The sequence below is a fragment of the Aeromonas sp. QDB68 genome (genome assembly GCF_027707405.1).
Taxonomy (GTDB): Bacteria; Pseudomonadota; Gammaproteobacteria; order Enterobacterales; family Aeromonadaceae; genus Aeromonas; species Aeromonas caviae.
Map to the genome: position 1 here is coordinate 124545 of NZ_JAPCIQ010000003.1, position 24387 is coordinate 148931.

The following is a 24387-nucleotide window of genomic DNA, read 5'->3' on the forward strand; positions in this document are numbered from 1 at the left end:
CCGCCTTTTCTGTCTCGAGATGGGCTCATCCATCACAGGGGTTGCAATGAACGCATTGGAAATCAGCGGTCTGAAGAAGACCTATCAGGGGGGCGTCGAAGCCCTCAAGGGCATCGATCTCACCGTCAAACAGGGGGATTTCTTCGCCCTGCTCGGTCCCAACGGGGCGGGCAAATCCACCACCATCGGCGTGATCAGCTCACTGGTCAACAAGAGTGCCGGCAAGGTGAAGGTATTCGGTCATGACATCGATACCGATCTGGAGCTGGCCAAGTCCCAGCTCGGCCTAGTGCCCCAGGAGTTCAACTTCAGCCAGTTCGAGAAGGTGAGCCAGATAGTGACTCACCAGGCCGGTTTCTATGGAGTGCCGCGGGCCGAGGCCAAGGTGCGCGCCGAGAAGTACCTGCGTCAGCTCGATCTGTGGGACAAGCGCGACATGGCGGCCCGCACTCTCTCCGGTGGCATGAAGCGCCGGTTGATGATTGCCCGCGCCCTGATGCATGAGCCCAAGCTGCTGATCCTGGATGAGCCGACCGCCGGGGTGGACATCGAGATCCGCCGTTCCATGTGGAGTTTCCTCAAGGATCTCAACGAGCAGGGGGTGACCATCATCCTGACCACCCACTACCTGGAAGAGGCCGAGATGCTGTGCCGCAACATCGGCATCATCGACAAGGGCCGTCTCATCGAGAACACCAGCATGAAGAGCCTGCTCGGCAAGCTGGGTCGCGAGACCTTCCTGCTGGATCTGGTGCCGGGCTCCAGCGTACCGGCCCTGCCCGAGTTCAACGGCCGGATGCAGGATGAGAACACCCTGGAAGTGGAGCTGGAGAAGAGCCAGTCCCTCAACAGCCTGTTCGAGCAGCTCTCCGCCCAGGGGGTGAAGGTGCTCAGCATGCGCAACAAGGCGAATCGGCTGGAAGAGCTGTTCGTCAATCTGGTAGAGGAGGGTCGCAAAGCATGAACCCCATGACCTATTACATCGCCTTCAAGAGCATTCTGGCCAAGGAAGTGAGCCGCTTCACCCGGATCTGGATCCAGACCCTGGTGCCGCCCGCCATCACCATGAGCCTCTACTTCGTCATCTTCGGCAACCTCATCGGCTCGCGCATCGGTGACATGGGGGGCTTCAGCTACATGGAGTTCATCGTGCCCGGCCTCATCATGATGTCGGTCATCACCAACTCCTACTCCAACGTCGCCTCCTCCTTCTACAGCGCCAAGTTCCAGCGCAACGTGGAGGAGCTGCTGGTGGCGCCGGTGCCCAACTACATCATCATCGCGGGGTATGTGGGCGGTGGCGTGGCGCGCGGCCTCTGTGTCGGCCTCATCGTCACCCTGGTGTCGCTGTTCTTCGTGCCGCTGCAGATCCATCACCTGTTCAGCGTCTGCGTGACCGTGCTGCTCACCTCCATCCTCTTCTCCCTGGGGGGGCTCATCAACGCGGTGTTCGCGAAGTCGTTCGATGACATCAGCATCATCCCGACCTTCATCCTGACTCCCCTGACCTATCTGGGGGGCGTCTTCTACTCCATCACCCTGCTGCCGCCGTTCTGGCAGGGGGTCTCCCAGGTGAACCCCATCATCTACATGGTGAACGCCTTCCGCTACGGCTTCCTCGGGATCTCGGACGTGCCCCTGGGCACCGCCTATCTCATCATCATCGGCTTCATCCTGGTGCTCTACGGGATGGCCTGGTGGCTCATCTCCCGCGGCACCGGTCTGCGCCACTGAGGCGCAGCACCTGCCAGCAAAAAGGCGCCCTCGGGCGCCTTTTTATTTGCACATGTCGGTCTCAGAGCGCCGGGGCATCGTAGTCCGCGGGCTCGTCGCTGTAGACGCAGACGTTCCACTTGGCCGCGAGGCCATCATCCGCGAGGCAGTAGCGCTCGAAGAAGGCCTTGATACCGGCGCGCTGGCAGTGGGCCTCGAAGCTCGCCATGTCGCGCCAGATCTCGTTGAAGACGATGGGGAAGCTCTCCCCCTCGGCAAAGGGGCTCTGGATATGGCGGGTGACGATGTACTGCAGGCAGCCATCTTCACGCAGGGTGTCGGGTTCGAGCCTTTGCAGGACGCGGAACAGGGCCTGCTCCTGGCCCGGCTTGGGTTGGAACTGGGCGATGCAGTAAACCTTCTTGGACATCGTGGTCTCCTTGCCGTGTCTCAACCCCGCAGGGCGACGACCCGGTTGTCGATGAGGCGGGCCTTGCCCAGATAGGCGGCCATCAGGATCACCAGGCGCTGGCTCTCGGCGCTGGCGGATTCCAGGGTGTCGGCATCGACGATGTCGATGGCATCCGTCCTGAATCCCGCGTTGTCGAGGCGTTGGCTGGCCTGGGCAACCAGGGAGGGGAGGTGACTGTTCCCCGCTTCAATCTGCCCGGCAATCCAGTTCATGGTGCGCGCGAGCTCGGGAGCGATGGCCCGTTCGGCAGCGGTCAGATAGCCGTTGCGCGAAGAGAGGGCCAGCCCGTCTTCGGCCCGCACGGTCGGCACGCCCACGATCTCGATGGGCATGGCCATGTCGGCCACCATCTTGCGAATGAGCGCGAGCTGCTGGTAATCCTTCTCGCCAAAGCAGGCCACGTTCGGCTGTACCAGATTGAACAGCTTGGTGACCACGGTGCTGACCCCGCGAAAATGCCCCGGACGCAGCGCCCCTTCCAGCAGGCTGGAGATGCCGGGCACCTCGACGAAGGTCTGGCTGGCGAGCCCCTGGGGATACATGATCTCCGGCGTCGGGGTGAAGACCAGGTCGACACCGGCGGCCTCCAGGGCGGCGCAATCCTGCTCCAGGGTGCGGGGGTAGTTGGCGAGATCCTCGGCCTTGTCGAACTGCAAGGGGTTCACAAAGATGCTGACCACCACCTTGTCGCCATGGCGGCGGGCCTCCTCGACCAGGGTGAGATGACCCTGATGCAGATTGCCCATGGTGGGCACGAATGCGATGGCGCGGCCTTCGCGATGCCATTGACCGATCTGCTCGCGCAGCGCGGCGGGATTGTTCACAACCAACATCGTCAGTTCACCTTCAGATGAATCAATAAAAGAGGGGGCCGTCAGGGGGGAGGGCGAGACGGGGGGCACAGGCCCCCGCGCTCATGACGACAGAAAGTCAGTTGAAGCAGTGCTCGGGGCCGGGGAAGGTCCCCTCGCTCACCTGCTGCACGTAGAGACGAATGGCGGCACGCATGTCACCGGTCTCGGCCAGGAAGTTCTTGGTGAACTTGGGCACATAACCCGAGGTGATGCCGAAGGCATCGTGCATCACCAGGATCTGGCCGTCGGTGGCAGGGCCGGCACCGATGCCGATCACCGGAATGCGCAGCGCCTTGGTGATGCGCTCTGCCAGAGAGACGGGCACGCACTCGAGCACCAGCAACTGGATGCCGGCCGCCTGCAGCTCCAGCGCCTGGCGGTAGATCTCCTGGGCGTGGAACTCGTCGCGCCCCTGCACCTTGAAGCCGCCAAACACGTGGACGGATTGCGGGGTCAGGCCGAGATGGCCGCACACCGGCACCCCGTTGCGGGTCAGGTGGCGGATGGAGTCGCACAGCCAGTCCCCCCCTTCCATCTTCACCATGCGGGCACCGGCCGCCATCAGGCGCGCCGCGTTCTGGTAGGTCTGCTCCGGGGTGGCGTAGCTCATGAACGGCATGTCGGTCACCACCAGGGCATTGGTGGTGCCGCGCACCACGCAGCGGGTGTGATAGACCATCTCGTCCATGCTGACCGCCAGGGTGTCGTCTCCGCCCTGCAATACCATGCCGAGGGAGTCGCCGATGAGCAGCACCTGGGCGCCCTCGTCGTCGAACAGCTTGGCGAAGGTGGCGTCATAGGCGGTGATGGCGGTGATTTTCTGTCCGTCCTGCTTCATCTTCTGCAGGTGGGTAATGGTGATCTTGCTCATTACGTTGTTCCTACTCTTCTCTACTCGCCTGCTGCACCGGCCAGGATCGCGAGTCCATTGCGCGGGCAGCGGGCAACCAGTTCGGTGAGCGGGGTGCCGCAGGGCAGCACCAGGGAGGGGGCTATCTCGGCAAGGGGCAGCAGGACGAACTCCCGCTCCTTCATGCCATAGTGAGGCACAGTCAGGCGCTCATGTCGGATGACCTCGTCACCGTACAGCAGCAGATCGAGATCCAGGGTCCGGGGGCCCCAGCGCTCATCTTTGCGCACTCGCCCCTGTGCCTGCTCGATGCGCTGCAGCTCGTCCAGTAGCGCCAGAGGGCTGAGGCGAGTGGCAAGGCGCGCCACGGCATTGATGTAGTCCGGCTGATCCGCAGGGCCCATGGGGCGGCTGCCGTAAAGGTGGGAGGTCTGCAGCAGCTCGGACTCAGGCAGGGTCGCCAGCGCGGCGATGGCGCGACGAGCCTGGCCGAGGGGGTCGGCCAGGTTGGAGCCGATGGCGACGAAGACCTCGATCATCGGCGGATCCTTACTCTGCCGACTTCGGCTTGCGGCGGCGGGGGCGACGGCGGTTGCGGCCATTGCCGCTGCGCTTCTCGCCATCGTTGCTGCGGGCCTCACCGGCCTGACCGCGCTCACCGCTTGCCGGGCGGCGGGTCGCCTCCCGTTGCAGTTGCGGGCGCACATCCGGGTTGGAGGCCACATAGCGCTCCCACCAGCTCGCCAGCTCGCCGAGGCCGCGCTCGACCCGGTTGCGCAGCAACAGGAAGTCGAAGGCCGCACGGAATTTCGGGTGCTCCATGGCGCGCTCGGGGTGCTTGCCCTGGCGGCGGGTCAGGCGCTGCTGCAGGGCCCAGATGTCGCGCACGTCCGTGGTGAAGCGGCGCGGCACGGCGATGATCCTCACCTGGTTGTCGAGCACCTCGTTGATGGCCAGCATGAAGGCATCGTACCAGGGCAGACCGCTCTCGTTTTCCAGCACGCGGCCGCGGGCCTCGACGGCGCCCCACAGCAGGGTGGCGTAGAGGAAGGCGGGAGTGACGCGCTTCTCTTCACGGACCCGGGTATCGGTGTCCATCAGCGCCTGCTCGATGAACTGCTCGTAGGGCGAGTTGCCGTGGGGCGTGAACAGGGCGGCTACCTGGGGGAACAGCGGCTGGAACAGCCCGTATTCCCGCAGCAGCTTGTAGGTGGCCAGACCGTCCCCCGCCAGGAACAACTTGAGGGTCTCCTCGAACAGGCGGGCGGCCGGGATGTCCTGCAGCAGCGGGGCCAGCTCCCGGATGGGCGCGGCGGTGCGCGGGCTGATGGTCATGTCGAGCTTGGCGGCGAAGCGCACGGCACGCAGCATCCGCACCGGATCTTCCCGGTAGCGGGTCTCGGGGTCGCCGATGAGCTCCAGTCTACGCGCGGCCAGGTCTTCCAGCCCACCCTCGAAATCGTGCAGGGTGAAATCCTTGGCGCTGTAGTAGAGAGCGTTGACGGTAAAGTCGCGACGCTCGGCATCCTCTTCGATGGTGCCGTAGACGTTGTCCCGCAGCAGCATGCCTTCATTGGACTGGGCCGACACATGCTTGCTGGTATTGACCTGATGGTGGTGACCCCGGAAGGTGGCCACTTCGATCACGTCACGACCAAAGACGATGTGGGCCAGGCGGAAACGGCGGCCGATGAGGCGGCAGTTGCTGAACAGCGCCTTGATCTGCTCCGGCGTCGCGTCGGTGGCGATGTCGAAATCCTTGGGGGTCTTCCCGAGCAGCAGGTCACGGACGCCGCCGCCGACCAGGTAGGCCTCATAGCCCCCCTTGTTCAGGCGATAGAGCACCTTGAGGGCATTCTCGCTGATCTCTTTGCGCGAAATCGGGTGCTGGTCACGGCTCAAGGTACGGCGCTGTCCGGCGACACGGGCCGGAATGGGGGACTCCACCGACTGCTCGCCGTCTTCCTTGCCGAGCACTTTGCGGCAAAAGTTTGCGATCTGGGAAAAAATGGTACACCTCGTTATGACTTCAAATTGACGGGAGGCCAAAAAATAGCGGCCTATCATAGCTCAGCCCCAACCAAATGAGAAACGGTGTGGCCTGCTTCCCCTTGATTGGTCCTTTTGGGGCAAGAAATGCAGCCGGGGCTAGCTTTGCCCTTGCGGGATCTTCTGTTGGCGGGGTACCCGGGCCAGCTGCCAGTGGGCGATGCCCCAGCCGATGATCTCGTCGATCCGGCACGCCATCAGCTCGGGCGGCGGGCACTGACCGAGAAAATGCAGTGCCTGCCACAGGGCCGGTCGTACCTCGTCCTGCGACAGCGCCGGCGCATGGTTCTGCTTGGAGAGCTTGTTGCCATCCGCTTGCACCGCCAGTGGCAGGTGCACCCAATCGGGGACGGCAGCCCCCAGGGTCTGGTAGAGGGCTATCTGGCGCACGGTGGGCTCCAGCAGATCGGCGCCACGGACGATCTCGGTGATGCCGCTGTCCATGTCATCCACCACCACCGCCAGGTTGTAGGCGTAGAGCCCGTCCCGGCGGCGCACGATGAAGTCCTCCTCCGCCAGCGCCGCGGGGACGGTGATCTCTCCCTGAAGCGCATCCTCGAACCGATAGACCGGCTGGTGCTGGCGCAAACGGGCGGCACACCCCTCGGCGGTCAGCCCCAGGGGGCGGCAATGACCGTTGTAGAACCCCCCTGCGGCCATGATTTCGCGTCGGGTACAGCGGCACCAGTAGAGATCCCCGGCCCGATAGAGCTGATCGATGATCTCGTCATAGCGGCCATGGCGCGCGCTCTGGAACATCACCTCCCCATCCCAGCCAAGACCGTGTGCCTCCAGGGTGGTGAGGATAAGGTCAGCCGCTCCCGGCATCTCCCGCGGGGGGTCGATGTTTTCGATGCGCACCAGCCAGCGTCCCTGCTGCGCCCTGGCCTGCAAGAAGCTGCCAAGGGCGGCGACCAGGGAGCCGAAGTGGAGCGGACCGGACGGTGAGGGGGCGAAGCGGCCCACATAGGGGCGTCGGGAGGGGGGGGATGTCATGACCATGGCAATTCGGGTAGGCGATGCATTGAGGCTGCATTCTGGGACGGCCCGACCAAAAGCTCAATAAAAAAGGGAGCCTGGGCTCCCTTTTCGTTCCTGTGGATGGGCGGCATCAGCCAGCCATCTGTTTTTCCTTGATCTCGGCCAGCGTCTTGCAGTCCACGCAGAGGTCTGCGGTCGGACGGGCTTCCAGACGGCGGATGCCGATCTCGATGCCGCAATGCTCGCAGTAACCGAAGTCATCTTCTTCGAGCAGCAGCAAGGTTTTCTCGATCTTCTTGATCAGCTTGCGTTCACGGTCGCGGGTGCGCAGTTCGAGAGCAAACTCTTCTTCTTGCGCGGCGCGATCCACGGGATCCGGGAAGTTGGCAGCCTCATCCTTCATGTGGTCGACGGTGCGGTCAACTTCCTGCATCAGTTGGTTGCGCCAGGCTCCCAGGATCTTGCGAAAATGTACCTTCTGTTGGTCATTCATGTACTCCTCACCGGCTTTCATCTGGTAAGGCTCTACACCCGCAATGGCCAGGGGGCCCAGAGATTTCCTGTTTTCGCCTGTTGGCATGCCCTGTCTCCTAATTCAGCACGCTACCCGTGCCATCCATAAATTGAGGGCGACATCTATAGCAGAAGGGTCAACGGGAGGCAAACAAGCCTTATCAATAATGTTACCCACTTCTGCATTTATTCTCTGCCCTCGGGTAGCATATGGTCAGATTCAAATGGGATAAAATCCTGAGCCACCATGCCCTGCACACCAACATGGGGGCGATAGCATAAAATTTCAACCCCTGCCGCCATCGCCTGTTCAACAAGCTGACTATAGTGCGGATCGATATGGGCTGCAGGGCGCATTCTCGCGATGCCGGAGTGCAATACCATGAACAGCAGCACGGCCCGGTGCCCTGCCGCCTTCATGGCCATCAATTCACGCAAGTGCTTGGCGCCGCGGGTGGTGACCGCATCGGGGAAGTACCCCATGCCGTGTTGCTCCCGCTCGTCGAGCAGGGTGACGGATTTCACCTCGATGTAACAATCCGGCCTGTGGTCATCTTCCAGCAGCAGGTCGATGCGGCTGTTCTCTTCCCCGTATTTCACTTCGGTGCGCAGCCTGGCATAGCCTGCCAGGGGGGCGAGAGCGCCCTGTTCGATGAGCTCCCGGGCGATCTGGTTGGCACGGGCCGTGTTGACGCAGATGAAGTGACCCGCCGGGCTCTCGGCGATTTCCCAACTGTTTGGCAGCTTGCGCTTGGGGTTGTCGGATGTGGAGTACCAGACCCGGGTGCCCGGCAGGGCGCAGCCGGTCATGGCACCGGTATTGGCGCAGTGGATGGTGATCACCTCGCCGTTGTCGAGCGCCACATCCGTCAGGAAGCGCTTGTAGCGGGAGATCAGCTGCCCGGACTGCAGGGGGGGATCGAAGATCATGGGGTGAGCTCCTCGCGGTGCGGTTTTTTGACGCGGGCCCGCAGGGGCCAGCAGGCGAGCGGTTCGTAGTGGACGCCGTCCAGCGTGCTGACGGATTGATAGAGGCAGAAGCGATCGGCCCTGAGCAGAAAATCCGGCGCAGGCAGCTCGCCGGGGGCCTCGCCCGCCTTGCGCGACAGGGTGACGTGGGGGCGATAGCCCTGCTCGCCGTTGCCCAGCCCGAGTTTTTCACCGTGGCGGCGCAGCGCCCTCGCGAGCACGGTCAGCTCGTTCGGCCACTCACCGGGCCCCACCCAGGCGGCTTTGGCGCGCTGAAACCAGCCGGTTTGATCCAGATGGACGCTGAAAGGGGGACAGTGCTGTCGCTCGGCGGCCGCGATCAGGCGAGCCTGGGTCGTTTCGTCGGCCTCCCCGAGAAAGGCCAGGGTCAGGTGCAGGTTGCTCTCGGGCACCGGCTGGCCGGGCCAGGGGCGCTGGTCTCGCCAGGTCGCAAGCTCGGGGGCAAGCTCTGGCAGGGGCAGGGCAAAGAAGAGTTTGGGCATGCGGCGTGTTGGTCCTCGTGATGGGCATCGGATAAGGCCATTCTATGGCAGCCGCTCCCGGGATGTCTTGCCGTGTTGCACCTGACGCTTCCTGCCCCTGCCCGGCAGGGGCGCTTACGATGGCCGGGAGGCTGTGGCAGAATGGACCCCTTTTCAGAAGTGTCACAGAAGGTGCCCATCGCTTTGTCTTCCCTCCCCATCGTCCCGGTGTTGCCTGAACTCTTTGCAGCCCTCGACAACCATACCAGCGTGATCCTGCAGGCGCCCCCCGGCGCGGGCAAATCGACCCTGCTGCCCCTGGAGCTGGTGCGCCAGCACCGGCTGTCCGGGCGCATTATCATGCTGGAGCCCAGGCGCCTCGCGGCGCGCAACATCGCGAGCTTCCTCGCGCGTCAGCTGGGGGAGAAGGTGGGCGAGCGCATCGGCCTGCGAGTGCGCGGGGAGAGCCGCACCAGCAGCCAGACCCGGCTCGAGATCGTGACCGAGGGGGTGCTGACCCGGATGCTGCAGCAGGATCCTGAGCTCACCGGCGTGTCGCTCGTCATCTTTGACGAGTTCCACGAGCGCAGCCTGCACGCCGATACCGCGCTGGCCTTCGCCATCGAGAGCCAACAGGGGTTGCGCGATGATCTCAAGCTGCTGGTGATGTCCGCCACCCTGGATGGCATGGCCCTGGAGCGCCTGCTGCCAGGCGCCCCCGTGGTGCGCTCCGAGGGGCGCGGCTTTCCCATCGAGTACCACTATCGCCCCGCCAATCGCCAGCAGTGGTTGGAGCCCCAGGTCGGCGCTGTGGTGCTGGAGGCGCTCGCCAGTCAGGCTGGCAGTGCCCTGGTGTTCCTGCCGGGACAGGGGGAGATAGAGCGGCTGGCACAGTGGCTGGAAGGGCGGTTGCCAGGGGGTGTGACCCTGGCTCCCCTCTATGGCCGTCTTGACCTCGCGGCCCAGCAAGCGGCCATCGAGCCTGCGCCTGCGGGTCGTCGCAAGCTGGTGCTCACCACCAACGTGGCGGAGACCTCCCTCACCATCGAGGGGATCTCCGTGGTCATCGACAGCGGATTGGAGCGGCGCGCCACCTTCGATATCAAGAGCGGCGTTACCCGGCTGGAGACCCGGCCCATCGCCAAAGCCTCCGCCACCCAGCGGGCGGGGCGGGCAGGGCGGCTTGGCCCCGGCGTCTGCTACCGGCTCTGGAGCTGCGAGGTGCAGGAGCGCCTCGCCGAGCAGAGTCCCCCCGACATCCTGACGCAAGAGCTCACCGGCCTGCTGATGGACGCCGCCCAGTGGGGGGCCCGGGTGGAGGCGCTGCCCCTGCTGGACATGCCACCCCCTGCCGCCGTGGCCAGCGCCCGGCGGTTGCTGGTGGCCCTGGGCGCCATGGCCCCGGAGGGTGAGCAACAACTTACCCCGGCAGGCCGTGCCATGGCGGCCTTCGGCACCCATCCCCGCCTCGCCCGCATGTTGCTGCGGGCCCGGGAGCTGGAATCCGAGGGTCTGACAGGGATTGTCGCCGATGCGGCTTTCCTGGTGGCGCTGCTGGAAGAAGATCTGCGAGGATCGGAGCGCCTGTCCGTGCAGTTCCACCGCCGTCAGGGCGCCCTGCGCCAGGGGGCGGCCCGCTGGTTCGAGCGGCTCGGCGTGCGGGCAAGCAGCCCGCAGGGTCAATGGCTGGGGTTGCTGTGCGCCCTCGCCTGGCCCGATCGCATCGGCAAGCTGCGCAGTGGCAGCCGCTATCAGCTCAGTGGCGGGGTGAGCTGCGATCTGGTAGAAGGGCATCCCTGCCAGGGGCAGGGGGCCATCGTGGCCGTCGAAATGGGTCAGAACGAGCGCGGCAGCCGCATCTTCATCGCCGAGCCGGTGGCGCTGGATGAGTTGGTGCGCCAGCTGCCCGAGCTGGTCGGCGAGCGCCAGTGGTTCGACTGGGACGATCGGGAGGAACGGGTGCGTGCGGAGCGCCAGCAGGTGCTCGGCGAGCTGGTGCTCGGCCAGCGGCCGCTGACGGATCTCTCCGATGAACAGAAGGGGCGCTGCCTGCTGCAGGGCATCCGGCGCAAGGGGCTGCACGTGCTGCCCTGGGACGAGAGCAGCGAGGGGCTGCTGGCCCGCTTGCGCTGCGCCCGCGACTGGCTGCCCGACGAAGCCTGGCCCGCCATGGATGAGGAGAGCCTGCTGGCCGACCTCGAGCAGTGGCTGCTGCCGGCGGTGAGCGGCATGACCCGGCTGGAGCAGTTGAAGCGGCTCGACATGAGCGACATCCTGCGCCAGTCTCTGCCCTGGCCCCTGCCAAGGCGGCTGGACGAGGCGCTGCCGAGCCACTTCACCGCACCGACCGGCAGCCGGGTGCGGATCCGCTACCAGCCGGGTCAGGCGCCAGCGATCCCGGTGCGCATCCAGGAGATGTTCGGGCTGGGCGCCACCCCATGCGTGGCCGATGGCCGGGTGCCCCTGGTGGTGGAGCTGCTCTCCCCGGCCCAGCGCCCCTTGCAGATCACCGCGGATCTCGCCGCCTTCTGGGCGGGATCCTATGAGCAGGTGAAAAAAGAGATGAAGGGGCGCTACCCCCGTCACTACTGGCCGGACAACCCGCTGGAGGCGATGCCGACCCGGGTGACCAAGAAGAAGATGGGATTGCAGGAGTAGCCGACGGGGCAGTGATCGGTCGGCACGACCAGAACAAGATGGCGGTGGCACAGCCCCCTCCACAACAGGCATCGCAGGCCGCTCGCATCAGCGGGATGGCGAGGAGAACGACAAGAGGATTTATGGCAACCCAACGACGCAAGCGCACGCCCAAGAAGGCGGCGCCCAAACGCACCATCTGGCGCACCCTGTTCTGGCTGGGCTTCAAGCTCTCTCTGGTGGTGGCGGCCTTCATGGTGGTGTTTGGCATCTATCTCGACACCAAGGTGCGCGAGCGCTTCGACGGGGAGAAGTGGCAGTTGCCTGTGATGGTCTACAGCCGCCCGTTGGAGCTCTATCCCAGCCAGCGGCTCTCCCAGACCCAGATGCTGCGCGAGCTCAACATGCTGAGCTACAAGCAGGTGCGTCAGCCTCATACCCCGGGTGAGTACGCGGTGAGCGGCAACCGCATCGAGCTGGTGCGCCGGCCGTTCGAGTTCCACGACGGTGCCGACGGCGCCCGTGGCCTGCGCCTCACCTTCAACGGGGCGCGCCTCGAGGGGATCCAGTCCCTGGAGAACCAGCGCCAGCTCGGCTATGCCCAGATGGACCCGGTGCTGCTCGATCGCCTCAACACCGAGGATCGGGAAGACCGCCTGCTGGTGCGCCTCTCCGAGGTGCCGGACAGCCTGCTGGTGACGTTGCTCACCACGGAAGACAGGGACTTCTACCAGCACGGCGGTGTCTCGCCGGTGGCCATCATGCGCGCCATGGCAGCCAACCTGCTGGCGGGGCGCACCGTGCAGGGGGGCAGTACGCTCACCCAGCAGCTCGCCAAGAACTTCTTCCTGACCCGTGAGCGCAGCCTGTGGCGCAAACTGCAGGAAGCCTACATGGCGGTGCTCATCGACTACCGCTACAGCAAGGACGAGATCCTGGAGGCCTACCTCAACGAGGTCTATCTGGGGCAGAACTTCTCCCAGGGGGTCTACGGTTTCGGGCTCGCCTCTTACTTCTACTTCGGCATTCCGGTCAACGAGCTGGACATCGATCAGGTGGCCCTGCTGGTGGGCATGGTGAAGGGCCCCTCCTATTACGATCCCTGGCGATTCCCGGACCGGGCCAAGGCGCGCCGGGATCTGGTGCTGAAACTGCTGGCGGATCACGGCAGCCTGACCCAGGCCGAGTATGACCTGGCCAGCAAGCAGCCCCTTGGCATCATCGCCCGCGGCCAGATGAGCTATGGCCGTACCCCGGCCTTCATGGGGCTGCTCAAGCGGGAGATCCAGAACCGCTTCGGCCCGGATCTGCTCAAGCAGTCCGGCCTCAAGATCTTCACCAGTCTGGATCCCATCGCCCAGCACGCCGCCGAGCAGGCGGTGGAGTCGGGTCTGGCCACCATCGAGAAGCAGCGTGGCAAGAAGAAGCTGGAGGCGGCCATGGTGGTCTCCGACTGGCACAAGGGCGAGGTGGTCGCCATGGTGGGGGGACGGGATCCCCGCTACGCCGGCTTCAACCGGGCGCTGGATGCCCGCCGTCAGATTGGCTCCCTGGTCAAACCGGCGGTCTACCTGACCGGCCTCTCCAACGGCCTGACCCTGGGCACGCCGCTTAAAGATCAGCCGATCCGGATTCGCGGCCAGGATGGCCAGATCTGGACGCCGCAGAATTACGACCGCAAGTTCCGCCAGAGCGTGCCCCTGATGGAGGCGCTCGCCAGCTCCCTCAACGTGCCGACCGTCAACCTCGGGATGCAGATAGGCCTGGACAAGGTGGTGGATACCCTGCACAAGCTGGGGGTGCAGCAGGAGATCCAGCCCTATCCGTCCCTGGTGCTGGGGGCGGTGGCGCTCTCGCCCATGGAGGTGAACCAGATGTACCTGCCCATTGCCAACCAGGGGTTGACCCAGCCCCTGTCGGCCATCCGGGCCGTGGTGAATGGCGAGGGGCGCCAGCTCTACCAGCATGACGAAGCGGCCAAGCGAGTGACGGATCCCCAGGCAAGCTGGCTGACCCTGTTCGCCATGACCAAGACGGTGAGCCAGGGGACGGCCCGGGCGCTCGGTGCCAAGTTCCCCGGGGCCACCATGGCCGCCAAGACCGGTACCACCAACGAGCTGCGTGACTCCTGGTTTGCCGGGATGGACAACAACGAGCTGGTGAGCGTCTGGGTCGGCCGTGACGACAACACCCCGGCCGGGTTGACCGGTGCCAGTGGCGCCTTGCAGCTGTTCAGCGGCTACATGAGCCAGCGAGGGGTCAACAGCCTGGGGCTGAAGATGCCCGAAGGGGTGAGCTGGGCCAACTTCTCCCGCTCGAGCGGTGCCCGGGTGGCCAGCGATTGTCCCGGCAGTCTCCAGGTGCCGGCCAAGCTGGCCGGTCTGGCCGAGCCCATGAGCTGTGCCAGCCCGGTTTCGGACCCGGCGAATGCCCTGGACAACTGGTTCAACGGTTTCTTCAACTGACGAAGACGGGCAGCGCAGGCTGCCCGTTTTGCAAGGATTGCCATGACCCATCCCCTGTTTGAGGCCATCCATCACGTGGCCATCATCGCCAGCGACTATCCGCGCTCGCGCCACTTCTATCACCAGGTGCTGGGGTTGCCCATCATTGCCGAGACCCTGCGGGCCGAGCGTCAGTCGTGGAAGCTGGATCTGGCGCTGCCGGACGGCAGCCAGCTGGAGCTGTTCAGCTTCCCGGCGCCGCCGCCGCGCCCCTCCCGGCCGGAGGCGTGCGGGTTGCGCCACCTGGCGTTTCGGGTGGCGGATCTCGACCGGGTCATCGCCCACCTGGAGCAGCACGGGGTGGAAGTGGAGCCGGTGCGGGTGGACGAGCTGACCGGCAAGCGCTTTACCTTCTTCGCCGACCCCGACGGCCTGCCGCTGGAGCTCTACGAAGCGCAGCCATAGGGATGTGCCGCTCAGGCCTCAGTCCCCCAAACAGAAGAAGCCGCCAGGCAAACCGGGCGGCTTCTTTCTTTGCGTCAACTGGGGGTCAGGCGGTGGTGAGCAGGGCCACGGCGACGGCCATCACCAGGATGCCGACCCAGCCGACGGGCTTGAGCCGCTCGCCGAACAGCAGCAGTCCGCCGAGGGCGGTACCCAGGATCCCTATGGCGCCCCAGGTGGCATAGGCCACGGCCAGATCGATCCGGCCCGTGCTGACCGCCTCCGACAGCAGGGTGAAGGCGCACAGTACCAGCAGGATGCCGAGCAGGCCCCAGCCCTTGTGGCGAAAGCCGAGCGAGCGGTTGATCGCCATGTTGGCGCCGATATCCAGCAGGGCGGCGCCCAGCACTATCATCAGCGGGTGCATGGGACCTCCCTGGCCTCGTGGGCGCTGTGCATGGGGGCGACCGGCTCCTCGTGGCGCTCACCCATCGTCACCAGAACAATCCCCACTATGGCCAGCGCCAGTCCGATCAACTCCTGAGCATTCAGGCGGTAGTCGAGGAACAGTACGGAGACGACGGTGATCAGCGCGATCCCCAGCCCCTCCCAGAGCGCGAAGGCAATGCCAATGGAGATTGTTGTGGCGGCTTTGGCCAACAACAGGTAGGAGAGCGAGATGAGTGCCCACATGGGCAGGTAGTTGAGCCAGCCGGCCTGGTTCTCCGGGATCATGGCCATGGTGGAGGTGCCGGCGACCTCGGTCAGGATGGCACCCGTCAGGAAGAGGCGGGCCAGAAGCATGGGATTGAATGACATAACATGTCCTCTTGTTGCTGCGACGGGGCCATGATAGCCGCAGCCCGTTCAGGCGGCAGAATCGCTGAGCGTCGACAACTCAGACGCTGACGGTTTGCCTTGGCAGCAGCGGGCGAGATAAGGTGAATGCCGGATACCTAGCTCACGACCCAAATCATGAAGCTCTACCAGATACAACTCTTTGTGGAATCAGCCAGCAGTGGCTCCATCGCCAATGCAGCCCGCCGCCTTGGCAAGAGTCGCAGCGCGGTCAGCACGGCGATCGCGGCGCTTGAGGTTGAGCTTGGCGTCGAACTTTTTGAACGAGGGGCCAACCAGAGCCGGCTGACCGAGATCGGCGAGCAGGTGCTGGACGACTGCAAACGGCTGCTGCAGGCCGCCAACAGCCTCAAGCTCAAGTGCGAGCACCATGCCTCCGGCGCCGAGGTGGCGCTGCGGGTGGCGCGGGATGACGCCATCCCCGAGGCGGTGTGGCGGGAGATGCTGGGCCAGCTGCGCCACCAGTTTCCCGGCACCAGCATCTCCCTGGTGCTGGCCTCGCCGCCTGAGCTGCCCGCCCTGGTGGAGGAGGGGTTCGTGGATGCCGCCTTCGGCCTCATCACCGAGGAGCAGGAGCGCAGCGGCCTCAGCATCGAAGTGCTCAACCCAATCCGCACCCTGATGGTGGTGGCCCCGAGCCACCCCCTGGCCAGCCTGAAGCGGGTATTGCAGCAGGACCTGACCGGCCATACCCAGGTCACCCTCTCCTATGTGGACGAATTCTCGGTCAAGAGCCTGCTGCCCATCGGCGGCCATCACATCGGGCTGTCGAGCTTCGAGCTGATGCGGGATGCGGTGCTCGACGGCCTCGGCTGGGCCGTGCTGCCGTCACCGCTGATCCAGAGCCAGCTGCGCCAGGGGGAACTGCTGACCCTGAAACACAAGTTCAGCCTGCAGTGGCGCGACTACGGGGTCTATCTGGCGGAAAATGCCCACCATGGCAAGGTGCTGGCCTGGCTCAAGAAGGCCATCGGGGCCTATCTCGAACCCTTCGAATGACCGCGTTCGGGGGCGCCGCCGGACATGGCGGCACCAGGGGGATCAGCGCAGGCTGCGCCGGGAGAGCGGCTGGCGCGGGCGAAAGGGCAGCGCCAGGAGGCTGAGCAGCAGATCCCCCAGCAGGGAGGCCATCAGGCCCACCGCCACGCCGCAGAGGATGGCGGCCTGATTGAGCGGCACCACATAGCCGTAGTTGTGCAGGGTGTCCTGCCAGAGCAGGGGATCGGCGCGCAGCAGCAGGTGGGAGAGTTGCCGATACCAGGCCTGGTCCCGGAAGGCGAGTTCCTGCTGCAGGTGCCGCTGCTGGCTCACCAGCTGTTGCAGGCTGGCGGCATCCTGGGTGAAGACGGGATCCTGGCTGGCGCCGTAGTGGGCGACCAGGGCCTGAAGATCGCCCTGGAAGTGCTGATCCGCGGTGCGCTGGAAGGGCGCCAGACTGAGGCTGGCCTGTTGCAGGCGCGCATCCAGCCGCTGGTAGTAGAGATCGACGATCCCGGGGATCTGCACGCCAGCCAGCAAGCCGAGGGCAAACAGCATCATGCGAAGGTAGCTGCGCATCATCATCATCCTGAGTGAACGGAGTGGCCATACTAGCCGCAAGCCGTGGGAGAGCCAAGACGGCGGTGCCCGTTCTGCCGGCCAGGGGGCAGAACGGGGCAGGGGCGGATTCAATGGAATTCGTTTTTGACACGAATGCTTACATTTCTGTGATTCACGTCATCTTTTGACTGACCTAGAATGCGCGCTTTTCCAAGGAAAAGTCGGCATGAGCAAGTTCATTCCTCTCTATCTGATCGGTGGCCTGATTGCCTTCAGCTGGGCTGCCCTGCCGGATCATGGCCCCTGGGATCACTGGGATCTCACCCTCTTCCAGCTGGTCAATGGCTGGCTCGGCCACTCCCCCCGCTGGGCCGATCTGGTGGCCATCACCAACAACCGCCTGTTCGATCTGGCCGCGCTGGCCTGCATGGGCGGGATCCTTGCCGGTTGCTTCTTCCGTGCCGACGGGCAGGAGCGCCGTCGTCTGGTGGCCATGGGGGTCGTGATGCTGCTGGGGGCTCTGGTGATCAATCAGCTCGGGCATCTGTTGCCGGTCAGCCGTCCCAGCCCCACCTTGATGGTGGACGGGGCTCTGCGCCTGACCGAGATCAGTGCGATTCCCACCAAGGACTCCGCCGGTGACAGCTTCCCCGGTGATCACGCCCTCTTCCTGATGATCTTCGCCGGTTTTGCCCTGCGCTATCTGCCGCGCTGGGCCGGGGTAGTTGCGGTGGTGATGGTGCCCCTGTTTTCGGCGCCCCGCATCCTGGCTGGTGCGCACTGGATGACGGACGTCTATGTGGGCGCTCTTTGCCTCTCCCTGATCTGCCTGCCGCTGCTGTTGCTCACTCCCGTGTCGGATCGCCTGATCGACCGCCTGGCTCCCCGGCTGCCACGCTGGATTGCCTGACGGAGAATGAAAAAAGAAGGCGGGTCACCCCGCCTTCTTTCGTTTACGCCTCACCGGTGCTGTGGTCGTCGCGAAATGACCAGGACTACGCCCGATGAGCCCGGGCTGTCGCCCTCCCAACCAGTATGGATAGCCCCATTCGGGTTCTGCCAGCCAAAATAGTCGGGGCCAAACGTTTGCACCCGTCGTCTCATGATCCTGGCCAGGATTTTTTCCCTCCGCTGCCTTAGAATCGCCGCCCGTTGTTGGAGGTCTCCCCATGCTTGTCACTTTTCTGCGTCTCTTGTTTATCGGTTGTGCCCTGGTCTTTCTCTTTATGCTGGTCCGTGCCTGGTGGCACAAACGGCGTCATGGCCAGCTCGAAGCCACCCCTTTCTGGCCGGTGGCGGCCATCGGTTTTGTGGCCAATTTTCTCGATACCCTGGGGGTGGGGAGCTTTGCGGTGAAGACCGCCTGCTACAAGCAGTTCAGGCTGATCGATGATCGGGTGCTGCCCGGTACCCTCAACGGCCAGTGCGTGCTGCCGACCGTGACCCAGGCTCTCATCTTCATCGGCGTGGTCAACGTGGATCCCATGACCCTCATCAGCATGATGGCGGCGGCAGCAGCCGGTGCGGCCTGGGGCGCCCGTTACGTGGCTTCCTTTGATCGCCAGACCATCCGGCTGGTGATGGCGGTCTCCCTGCTGGTGGTCGCCGGTCTCATCTTTGCCGGTCTGCTTGGGCTCTTCCCCCTCGGTGGCGAGGCCATGGGGCTGAGCGGTTACAAGCTGGGGATCGCCCTTGCCGGCAACTTCCTGTTCGGAGCCCTGATGAACGTCGGTATCGGCCTGTTCGCCCCCTGCATGACCCTGGTCTATCTGCTCGGCATGAACCCGCTGGTGGCCTTCCCCATCATGATGGGATCCACCGCCGTGCTCAGCGTCTTCTCGGCGGGGACCTTCATTCGCATGGGGGCTTTCGATGCGCGGGCCGTGCTGGCGGTGGCCATCTTCGGCCCCATCGGCGTGGTGCTGGCGGCCATGCTGGTCAAATCCATGGAGATGGAGATGCTCAAATGGCTGGTGGCCTTCATCGTCATCTATACCTCCTGGACCATGTACGCCTCCTGGCGGGCGGCTCGTCGCCCCACCGCGCAGCTGGCTGCGGATATCGCTGGTTAGCCTGCACCAGTGCGGCTTCCGCCCTGGCACCGAGAAACACATAGAGCCCCAGCGCCAGCAGCAACCCCACGGCGCAGCCCATCACCCCCACCGCAGGCCAGAGCAGTTCGCTCTGGCCGAGGGATCCCTTGAACAGCAGCAGCAACCCCTCGATGGAGACCGCGATCAGGATGGCGGCGATAAAGCGGGTAATGGTGCGCCGGATGGCGCTGTGGCGGAAGATGTCCTTATGCAGTAGCACCTCCTCTTCGAGGATGGTCTTGCCGAGATCGAACACCGCCAGGGCGAGCGTGAGGAAGATGATGGCGCTGAAGGCCCCCAGCCGGTTCTGCTGGGTGCCGCACAGGAGCAGATAGAGCTGTTCCAGCCCGTGCCAGATGAGGGTGCCGACGATGAGAAACAGGGCCAGACTCAGGACGACGTAGACGGCCCTGAACCAGGGAATGGCGCGCCGCCGCTCCCTGTCCCCCATCAGCCAGGCGATCAGCTGGTGCAGGTTGATCTCCAGCTCCCGGCCATGGCCCTGCACCAGCAGGCGCAGCTGCCCCTGGGCCGCCGGAACGGGCGCCAGTATGGCTGGCCTGATCTGGGGGGCCAGGCTCTTTACCTCCTCGACGAAGGCATAGGTCTTGAGAGACGCCTCGGGGAGGGTGAGCAGCCCCAACAGCAGGGGGGCCAGCTCGGTTTCGTACTCCTGATAGCGCCGCAGCACATCGATGGGGCTCATCTCTGCCATATACACCTCGGTCCAATGGGCTCCTGAAGCAGGGACCTGCAAATTGTGGGCCTGATTTATGACAGCCCGTGTACGGCGCGGCGCACCAGCAGGTGGCAAGGTTCCGGTGAGGGACTTAAAGATGCACCACTACGGTGCCTTGTCGGTGCGAGCAAACAAAAAAGGGCCCCATCGGGGCCCTCTGCACATCTTGCGGCTTGTCAGCCAGCCAGCTTGGCGAAGCTGCGCTCGGCGGCCGCCAGGGTGTGTTCAATCTCCTTGTCCCCGTGGGCAAGCGACAGGAAGCCCGCCTCGTAGGCGCTCGGTGCCAGATAGACACCCTCTTCCAGCATCAGATGGTAGAAGCGCTTGAAGCGTTCCATGTCGCAGCGGGTCACCTGCTCGTAGCGGGTGATCTCGGGCTCGTCGGTGAAGAAGAAGCCGAACATGCCGCCCACGTAGTTGATGGCAAGCGGGATGCCGTGCCTGGCGGCGGCGGCTTTGAGCCCTTCGGCGACACGGGCGGTCTTGGCGCTCAGCTGCTCATAGAGGCCCGGCTCCAGCAGCAGATCCAGCATGGTGAGGCCGGCGGCCATGGCCACCGGGTTGCCGGAGAGGGTACCAGCCTGATAGACGGGGCCGGTCGGGGCGATGTGCTGCATCACCTTCTTCTTGCCGCCGAAGGCGCCCACCGGCATGCCGGCACCGATGATCTTGCCGAGGGTGGTGAGATCCGGGTCGATGTTGTAGTGGCCCTGGGCACCACGCAGGGAGACGCGAAAACCCGTCATAACCTCGTCCAGGATCAGCAGGGCGCCGAACTCGTCACAAATGGCGCGCAGCCCTTCCAGGAAGCCGGGCACCGGCGGGATGCAGTTCATGTTGCCGGCTACCGGCTCGACGATGATACAGGCGATCTCGCTGCCGTACTGGGTGAAGGCTTCGCGCACCGAGTCCAGATCGTTAAAGACACAGGTGAGGGTGTGCTTGGCAAAGTCGGCCGGTACACCCGGGCTGTTGGGCTGGCCCAGGGTCAGGGCGCCGGAGCCTGCCTTCACCAGCAGGGAGTCGGCGTGGCCGTGGTAGCAACCCTCGAACTTGACGATCTTGTCGCGGCCGGTGTAGCCGCGGGCCAGCCGGATGGCGCTCATGGTCGCCTCGGTGCCGGAGTTGACCATCCGCACCTGCTCCATGGAGGGGACGATCTGGCGCACTTTTTCGGCCATCAGCACTTCGATCTCGGTCGGCGCACCGTAGCTCAGTCCCTTCTCCACCGCCTTGATGACGGCGGCCTTGATGGCCGGGTGGTTGTGGCCCAGCAGCATGGGGCCCCAGGAACCGATGTAATCCACATAGGCCTGGCCGTCCACGTCATAGAGGTAGGCACCATCGGCGTGATCGATGAAGCGGGGTGTGCCGCCGACCCCGTTGAAGGCGCGGACTGGTGAGTTGACGCCACCGGGAATGGTCTGGCGGGCCTGTTCAAACAGCTGATCTGATTTTGACATGGATCATCCTTAATGGGATTTTGGTCGTTACCCGGGCACAGGCTGCCGATTGCGGCTCGGCAGGGGATGGCGGGAGGAGTATGCTTTGCGCTCTCGCCCCGGACTCTCGCCCGTGAAACATGAAACGGGCCGACTATAGCAGAAAGGCCCAGAGCTGGGCAGCCGAGGCCGAGGTGTGTCTGGTCCTCGTTAGATGAGTGTGATTATCCATGGAGCAACAAGCCATTCCTTCCGCCGACGCGGCCTCGCTGCGTCGTCCTCCAGTCTTGCAGCGCCTGATACGGCGGGACAAGATGCCGCTGCTGGTGCTCCTGTTGGCGGCCCTGGTCGGCCTGCTGGCAGGCCTGGTGTGCGGATTGTTCGAGTCTTGCGTTCACTGGCTGGCCCAGCAGCGTGTCGACTTGCTGGCCGATCGCCCCTGGTGGCAGCTTGGCCTGCTCGGCTTTGGTTTCAGCGCCCTGCTGGGGTTGGTTGGCTATTTCCTCACTCATGCCTTTGCCCCCGAGGCAGGGGGGTCCGGTATCCCGGAAATTGAAGGGGCCATGGACGACCTGCGCCCGGTACGCTGGTGGCGGGTGTTGCCGGTGAAGTTTTTTGGCGGGGTCTGTACCCTGAGTTCCGGCATGGTGCTGGGGCGGGAGGGGCCCTCGGTGCAGATAGGGGGCAACCTCGGCAAGATGGTGGCGGATATCTTCCGGTTGCCCAAGGAGCATGGCCACGCCCTGCTGGCTGCCGGTGCGGCGGGTGGTCTCGCTGCGGCCTTCAATGCCCCGCTGGCAGGGATACTGTTTGTCATGGAAGAGATGCGACCGCAATTTCGCTACTCCTTCCTCGCCATCAAGGCGGTCGGGATTTCGGCCGTCATGGCGACCCTGATGCTGCAGAACATGGAAGGGCAATCCCCCGTCATCATGCTGCCTCACTACGACGCTCCGGCCTTGAAGGCGCTCTGGCTGTTTCTCTTCATGGGGGGCTGCTTTGGTGTGCTGGGGTTCGTCTTCAACAAGCTGGTGCTCGCCTGTCAGGATGGTTACCTGGCATTGCATCAGAACAAGCGCCACCGCTTCGTCATCATCGGCATGGTGGTGGCTGGAACCTTTGGCATGCTGTCGCTGTTCGCCCCTTCGGTCACTGGAGGGGGAATCGAGCTCATCCCGCATCTGACGGGGGGAGACTATGCGATGGCGACGCTCTTCATCATCTTCTCGGTGCGACTGGTGGGTACCCTCATCTGCTTTTGCTCGGGGGCCCCTGGTGGTGTCTTTGCGCCGACCCTGGCGCTGGGCACCCTGTTCGGGGTGATCTTTGGTCACCTGTTCCACTCTGCATTTCCCGATCTCGGCATCGAACCTGGCGCCTTTGCCATCGCCGGCATGGGGGCGCTTTTCGCCGCCACCGTACGTGCCCCCATTACCGGCATCGTGCTGGTGACAGAGATGACAGACAACTATCAGCTAATCCTGCCCATGATGATCACCACCATAGGGGCAACCCTGGTGGCGCAATGGTTGGGGGGGCGCCCTATCTATTCCCAGATCCTGGAGCGAACTTTACGGCTTGCTGCGCGTCAAAACCGGGGTGAAAGCAGCATCGCGACCGGTTAACTCTTTGTTTATCCGTATCAATCCGGCATGGTCGCGTATAGTGAAAAGAAACCAGCTGTGTTGATGTCGGCATATAGAAGAGGCCTTATGTCCCAAATCGTGAAGTTATTGGTGGTGCTGGCCGTGGGGGCATGTATCGGCTATGTCGTCGGGAACAGACAGGAGCTGGCTCAGAGCAGCCTGATGACGGTGCAGCAAGAGACGTTGGAGCGTCAGAGCAAGGCCATTGCACAACTGAAGACGGATCTCGGCGTCAGGGAGACCTTGCTGGCGACCCAGAAGGCCGCCTTCGAGCAACTTCAGCAGACGCTCAAGGATCAGGAAGCCCAGGTACAGGAGCAGAAACGTCAGCTCGCCTTCTTCGAGCGCATCATGCGTCCCACCGGCGAACAGGTGGGGGTATCCATCGACAATCTGACATTGCAGGAGACGAGTGTGCCGGGTCGCTACCACTATCGTCTGGCGCTCACACAACCCGCCAAGAAGCGGGAGCTGTTTCGGGGGCAGGTGCAGATCCGGCTCGAAGGCAGTCTGGCTGACAAGCCCAGGATCCTCAGTGGCCGGGATCTTGGCATGAAGGTGGGGGAGGGACGCTACGCGTTGCGATATTTCCAGCTCTTGGAGGGCAATTGGCAGCTTCCCTCAGGCTTCATCCCGGACAGGGTGAGAATCCTCATCCCGAAGGAGGGTCGGCAACCGGCCCAGGAGCTGGTTGCTGAGTGGAACGAGGTGCTCAAGCCTCTGGTCGCTCAACCAACCCCCTTGCCGGCAGCACAGTAAGAGAGTGGTGAATACTTGAACTAAATGGTCGGGTATTGGATAATTTCGCGGTTTCCATGTTTGTGGATGTAACGGTTGTGAGGTCAGCAATGAGTGCAGTAGCAGAAGCCCCCTTGCCCATCCAGATGACGGATGCGGCAGCCAACAAGGTAAAGACCTTGATCACCGAAGAAGAGAATCCCGAACTCAAGTTGCGGGTCTACATCACTGGGGGGGGCTGCTCCGGTTTCCAGTACGGTTTCACGTTTGACGAGAAAATCAATGATGGCGATACCGTGGTCGAGAAGAGCGGCGTCACCATGGTGATCGATCCCATGAGCCTGCAATACCTGGTCGGCGGCAGCGTGGATTACACCGAAGGCCTGGAAGGTTCCCGTTTCACCGTGACCAACCCCAACGCCACGACGACCTGCGGTTGCGGTTCCAGTTTCTCCATCTGATCTACAAGCAGCGTGATATGAAGGGCCCCGAGGGGCCCTTTTCATTTTTGTATGCCTGGCGTGGCTGGCATGTAGATCTTGATGTGGCGAAAACGGGTACCGATTGGTAGCGATAGAGAAGGTGTGCAGGCTCATTTAGATGAATCGTTGACGGCTTTTTAGTCTGATTGGTTGTTGATTAAACACCTGAACGTCTTTTTCAAATAAACACGTAGTTTTCGCTTGTCAGCGAGAATCATATCCCTATAATGCGCCTCCATCAGCACGGCGCAGTGCGCGTCTGGTCCACCTTGCAAAACAAGCTGGTGAGGGTTATAGTTTCAGGCCCTGCTCTTTAACAATTTGAATCAAGCAATCTGTGTGGGCACTCACAGCATCGAGCATCAAAAAACAATTTTTGATTTTCAATGTCTGATGAAGTGACCAAAGCAACGAAAGTTGCAGCAGTTAATTCAGCAATTCA

General features: G+C 63.8%; 25 protein-coding genes. 11 read left to right on the forward strand and 14 right to left on the reverse strand.

Translation table 11 applies throughout. The features are described from left to right. The first annotated feature begins 46 nt into the window (after positions 1-46). Together PG892_RS01980 and PG892_RS01985 are read left to right on the forward strand one after the other, a co-directional pair. Positions 47-964, forward strand: coding sequence for an ABC transporter ATP-binding protein (locus tag PG892_RS01980; RefSeq protein WP_045521939.1), 918 nt, complete (start codon positions 47-49; stop codon positions 962-964). Further along, positions 961-1734 (forward strand): ABC transporter permease, encoded by a 774-nt coding sequence (locus tag PG892_RS01985; protein ID WP_010675577.1) that lies wholly within the window; start codon positions 961-963, stop codon positions 1732-1734. The genes PG892_RS01980 and PG892_RS01985 overlap by 4 nt, the downstream gene beginning before the upstream one ends. 61 nt (positions 1735-1795) lie before the next feature. Here PG892_RS01985 and PG892_RS01990 read toward each other — a convergent pair whose 3' ends face one another. The 9 genes from PG892_RS01990 to thpR form a co-directional block, all read right to left on the reverse strand. Beyond that, positions 1796-2143, reverse strand: coding sequence for a putative quinol monooxygenase (locus PG892_RS01990; protein ID WP_210600811.1), 348 nt, complete (start codon positions 2141-2143; stop codon positions 1796-1798). Positions 2144-2163: 20 nt separating this feature from the next. Continuing rightward, on the reverse strand, positions 2164-3018 hold the full coding sequence (gene panC / locus PG892_RS01995; RefSeq protein WP_039040846.1) for a pantoate--beta-alanine ligase: 855 nt from the start codon (positions 3016-3018) through the stop codon (positions 2164-2166). Positions 3019-3115: 97 nt separating this feature from the next. Then, positions 3116-3910, reverse strand: a complete 795-nt coding sequence (gene panB / locus PG892_RS02000) for a 3-methyl-2-oxobutanoate hydroxymethyltransferase (RefSeq protein WP_042864977.1) — start codon at positions 3908-3910, stop codon at positions 3116-3118. Positions 3911-3930: 20 nt separating this feature from the next. Beyond that, positions 3931-4428 carry a 2-amino-4-hydroxy-6-hydroxymethyldihydropteridine diphosphokinase gene (gene folK, locus PG892_RS02005; RefSeq protein WP_045521936.1) on the reverse strand — a complete coding sequence of 166 codons (498 nt, stop codon included), beginning with the start codon at positions 4426-4428 and terminating at the stop codon, positions 3931-3933. 10 nt (positions 4429-4438) lie between these two features. Then, the gene (gene pcnB, locus PG892_RS02010; protein ID WP_210600822.1) at positions 4439-5938 is read right to left on the reverse strand and encodes a polynucleotide adenylyltransferase PcnB; all 1500 of its coding nucleotides are present in this window, start codon (positions 5936-5938) and stop codon (positions 4439-4441) included. Between the two features lie 99 nt (positions 5939-6037). After that, entirely contained in the window at positions 6038-6940 is a 903-nt protein-coding gene (gene gluQRS / locus PG892_RS02015; RefSeq protein WP_223933724.1) for a tRNA glutamyl-Q(34) synthetase GluQRS, read from the reverse strand. A gap of 109 nt (positions 6941-7049) precedes the next feature. Next, positions 7050-7499, reverse strand: a complete 450-nt coding sequence (dksA, locus tag PG892_RS02020; RefSeq protein ID WP_029314801.1) for an RNA polymerase-binding protein DksA — start codon at positions 7497-7499, stop codon at positions 7050-7052. 119 nt (positions 7500-7618) lie between these two features. Continuing rightward, a complete protein-coding gene (gene sfsA / locus PG892_RS02025; RefSeq protein WP_210600813.1) occupies positions 7619-8362 on the reverse strand; it encodes a DNA/RNA nuclease SfsA in 744 nt (247 codons plus the stop codon). Beyond that, positions 8359-8904 carry an RNA 2',3'-cyclic phosphodiesterase gene (gene thpR / locus PG892_RS02030; RefSeq protein ID WP_210600814.1) on the reverse strand — a complete coding sequence of 182 codons (546 nt, stop codon included), beginning with the start codon at positions 8902-8904 and terminating at the stop codon, positions 8359-8361. Before thpR ends, sfsA begins: the two co-directional genes overlap by 4 nt. 183 nt (positions 8905-9087) lie before the next feature. On the opposite strand from thpR, the gene hrpB reads away from it, so the two are divergent. The 3 genes from hrpB (at position 9088) to gloA2 (ending at position 14429) form a co-directional block, all read left to right on the forward strand. Continuing rightward, positions 9088-11541 (forward strand): ATP-dependent helicase HrpB, encoded by a 2454-nt coding sequence (gene hrpB, locus PG892_RS02035; protein WP_223933727.1) that lies wholly within the window; start codon positions 9088-9090, stop codon positions 11539-11541. A gap of 122 nt (positions 11542-11663) precedes the next feature. After that, positions 11664-13985, forward strand: coding sequence for a penicillin-binding protein 1B (gene mrcB, locus PG892_RS02040; RefSeq protein ID WP_010675566.1), 2322 nt, complete (start codon positions 11664-11666; stop codon positions 13983-13985). 42 nt (positions 13986-14027) lie between these two features. Then, on the forward strand, positions 14028-14429 hold the full coding sequence (gene gloA2, locus PG892_RS02045; RefSeq protein ID WP_210600815.1) for an SMU1112c/YaeR family gloxylase I-like metalloprotein: 402 nt from the start codon (positions 14028-14030) through the stop codon (positions 14427-14429). Between the two features lie 85 nt (positions 14430-14514). Here the strand turns inward: gloA2 and PG892_RS02050 are convergent, their stop codons facing one another. After that, on the reverse strand, positions 14515-14835 hold the full coding sequence (locus PG892_RS02050; RefSeq protein ID WP_042077791.1) for an SMR family transporter: 321 nt from the start codon (positions 14833-14835) through the stop codon (positions 14515-14517). Next, the gene (locus PG892_RS02055) at positions 14823-15227 is read right to left on the reverse strand and encodes an SMR family transporter (protein WP_042077790.1); all 405 of its coding nucleotides are present in this window, start codon (positions 15225-15227) and stop codon (positions 14823-14825) included. Before PG892_RS02055 ends, PG892_RS02050 begins: the two co-directional genes overlap by 13 nt. Before the next feature lie 156 nt (positions 15228-15383). Between PG892_RS02055 and PG892_RS02060 the strand changes: the two genes are divergently transcribed. Further along, positions 15384-16265: a LysR family transcriptional regulator gene (locus tag PG892_RS02060; RefSeq protein ID WP_210600816.1), complete on the forward strand. Its 882-nt coding sequence runs from the start codon at positions 15384-15386 to the stop codon at positions 16263-16265. 42 nt (positions 16266-16307) lie between these two features. Here the strand turns inward: PG892_RS02060 and PG892_RS02065 are convergent, their stop codons facing one another. Further along, entirely contained in the window at positions 16308-16823 is a 516-nt protein-coding gene (locus PG892_RS02065) for a DUF2937 family protein (protein WP_042077825.1), read from the reverse strand. 208 nt (positions 16824-17031) lie between these two features. Between PG892_RS02065 and PG892_RS02070 the strand changes: the two genes are divergently transcribed. Beyond that, positions 17032-17715: a phosphatase PAP2 family protein gene (locus PG892_RS02070; RefSeq protein ID WP_223933722.1), complete on the forward strand. Its 684-nt coding sequence runs from the start codon at positions 17032-17034 to the stop codon at positions 17713-17715. A gap of 259 nt (positions 17716-17974) precedes the next feature. Beyond that, entirely contained in the window at positions 17975-18877 is a 903-nt protein-coding gene (locus tag PG892_RS02075) for a sulfite exporter TauE/SafE family protein (RefSeq protein ID WP_210556704.1), read from the forward strand. Here PG892_RS02075 and PG892_RS02080 read toward each other — a convergent pair. Together PG892_RS02080 and hemL are read right to left on the reverse strand one after the other, a co-directional pair. Beyond that, a complete protein-coding gene (locus tag PG892_RS02080; RefSeq protein ID WP_160837814.1) occupies positions 18792-19613 on the reverse strand; it encodes a hypothetical protein in 822 nt (273 codons plus the stop codon). The genes PG892_RS02075 and PG892_RS02080 overlap by 86 nt on opposite strands. 200 nt (positions 19614-19813) lie before the next feature. Then, a complete protein-coding gene (gene hemL / locus PG892_RS02085) occupies positions 19814-21100 on the reverse strand; it encodes a glutamate-1-semialdehyde 2,1-aminomutase (protein ID WP_010675557.1) in 1287 nt (428 codons plus the stop codon). A gap of 209 nt (positions 21101-21309) precedes the next feature. On the opposite strand from hemL, the gene clcA reads away from it, so the two are divergent. The 3 genes from clcA to erpA all read left to right on the forward strand — a co-directional run bounded on the left by clcA (position 21310) and on the right by erpA (position 23924). Continuing rightward, the gene (gene clcA / locus PG892_RS02090) at positions 21310-22704 is read left to right on the forward strand and encodes a H(+)/Cl(-) exchange transporter ClcA (protein ID WP_210600820.1); all 1395 of its coding nucleotides are present in this window, start codon (positions 21310-21312) and stop codon (positions 22702-22704) included. An 87-nt stretch (positions 22705-22791) separates the two neighbouring features. Then, positions 22792-23484, forward strand: coding sequence for a DUF6776 family protein (locus tag PG892_RS02095; protein WP_043155743.1), 693 nt, complete (start codon positions 22792-22794; stop codon positions 23482-23484). A gap of 89 nt (positions 23485-23573) precedes the next feature. Next, a complete protein-coding gene (erpA, locus tag PG892_RS02100; protein ID WP_010675554.1) occupies positions 23574-23924 on the forward strand; it encodes an iron-sulfur cluster insertion protein ErpA in 351 nt (116 codons plus the stop codon). Positions 23925-24387: the final 463 nt, after the last annotated feature.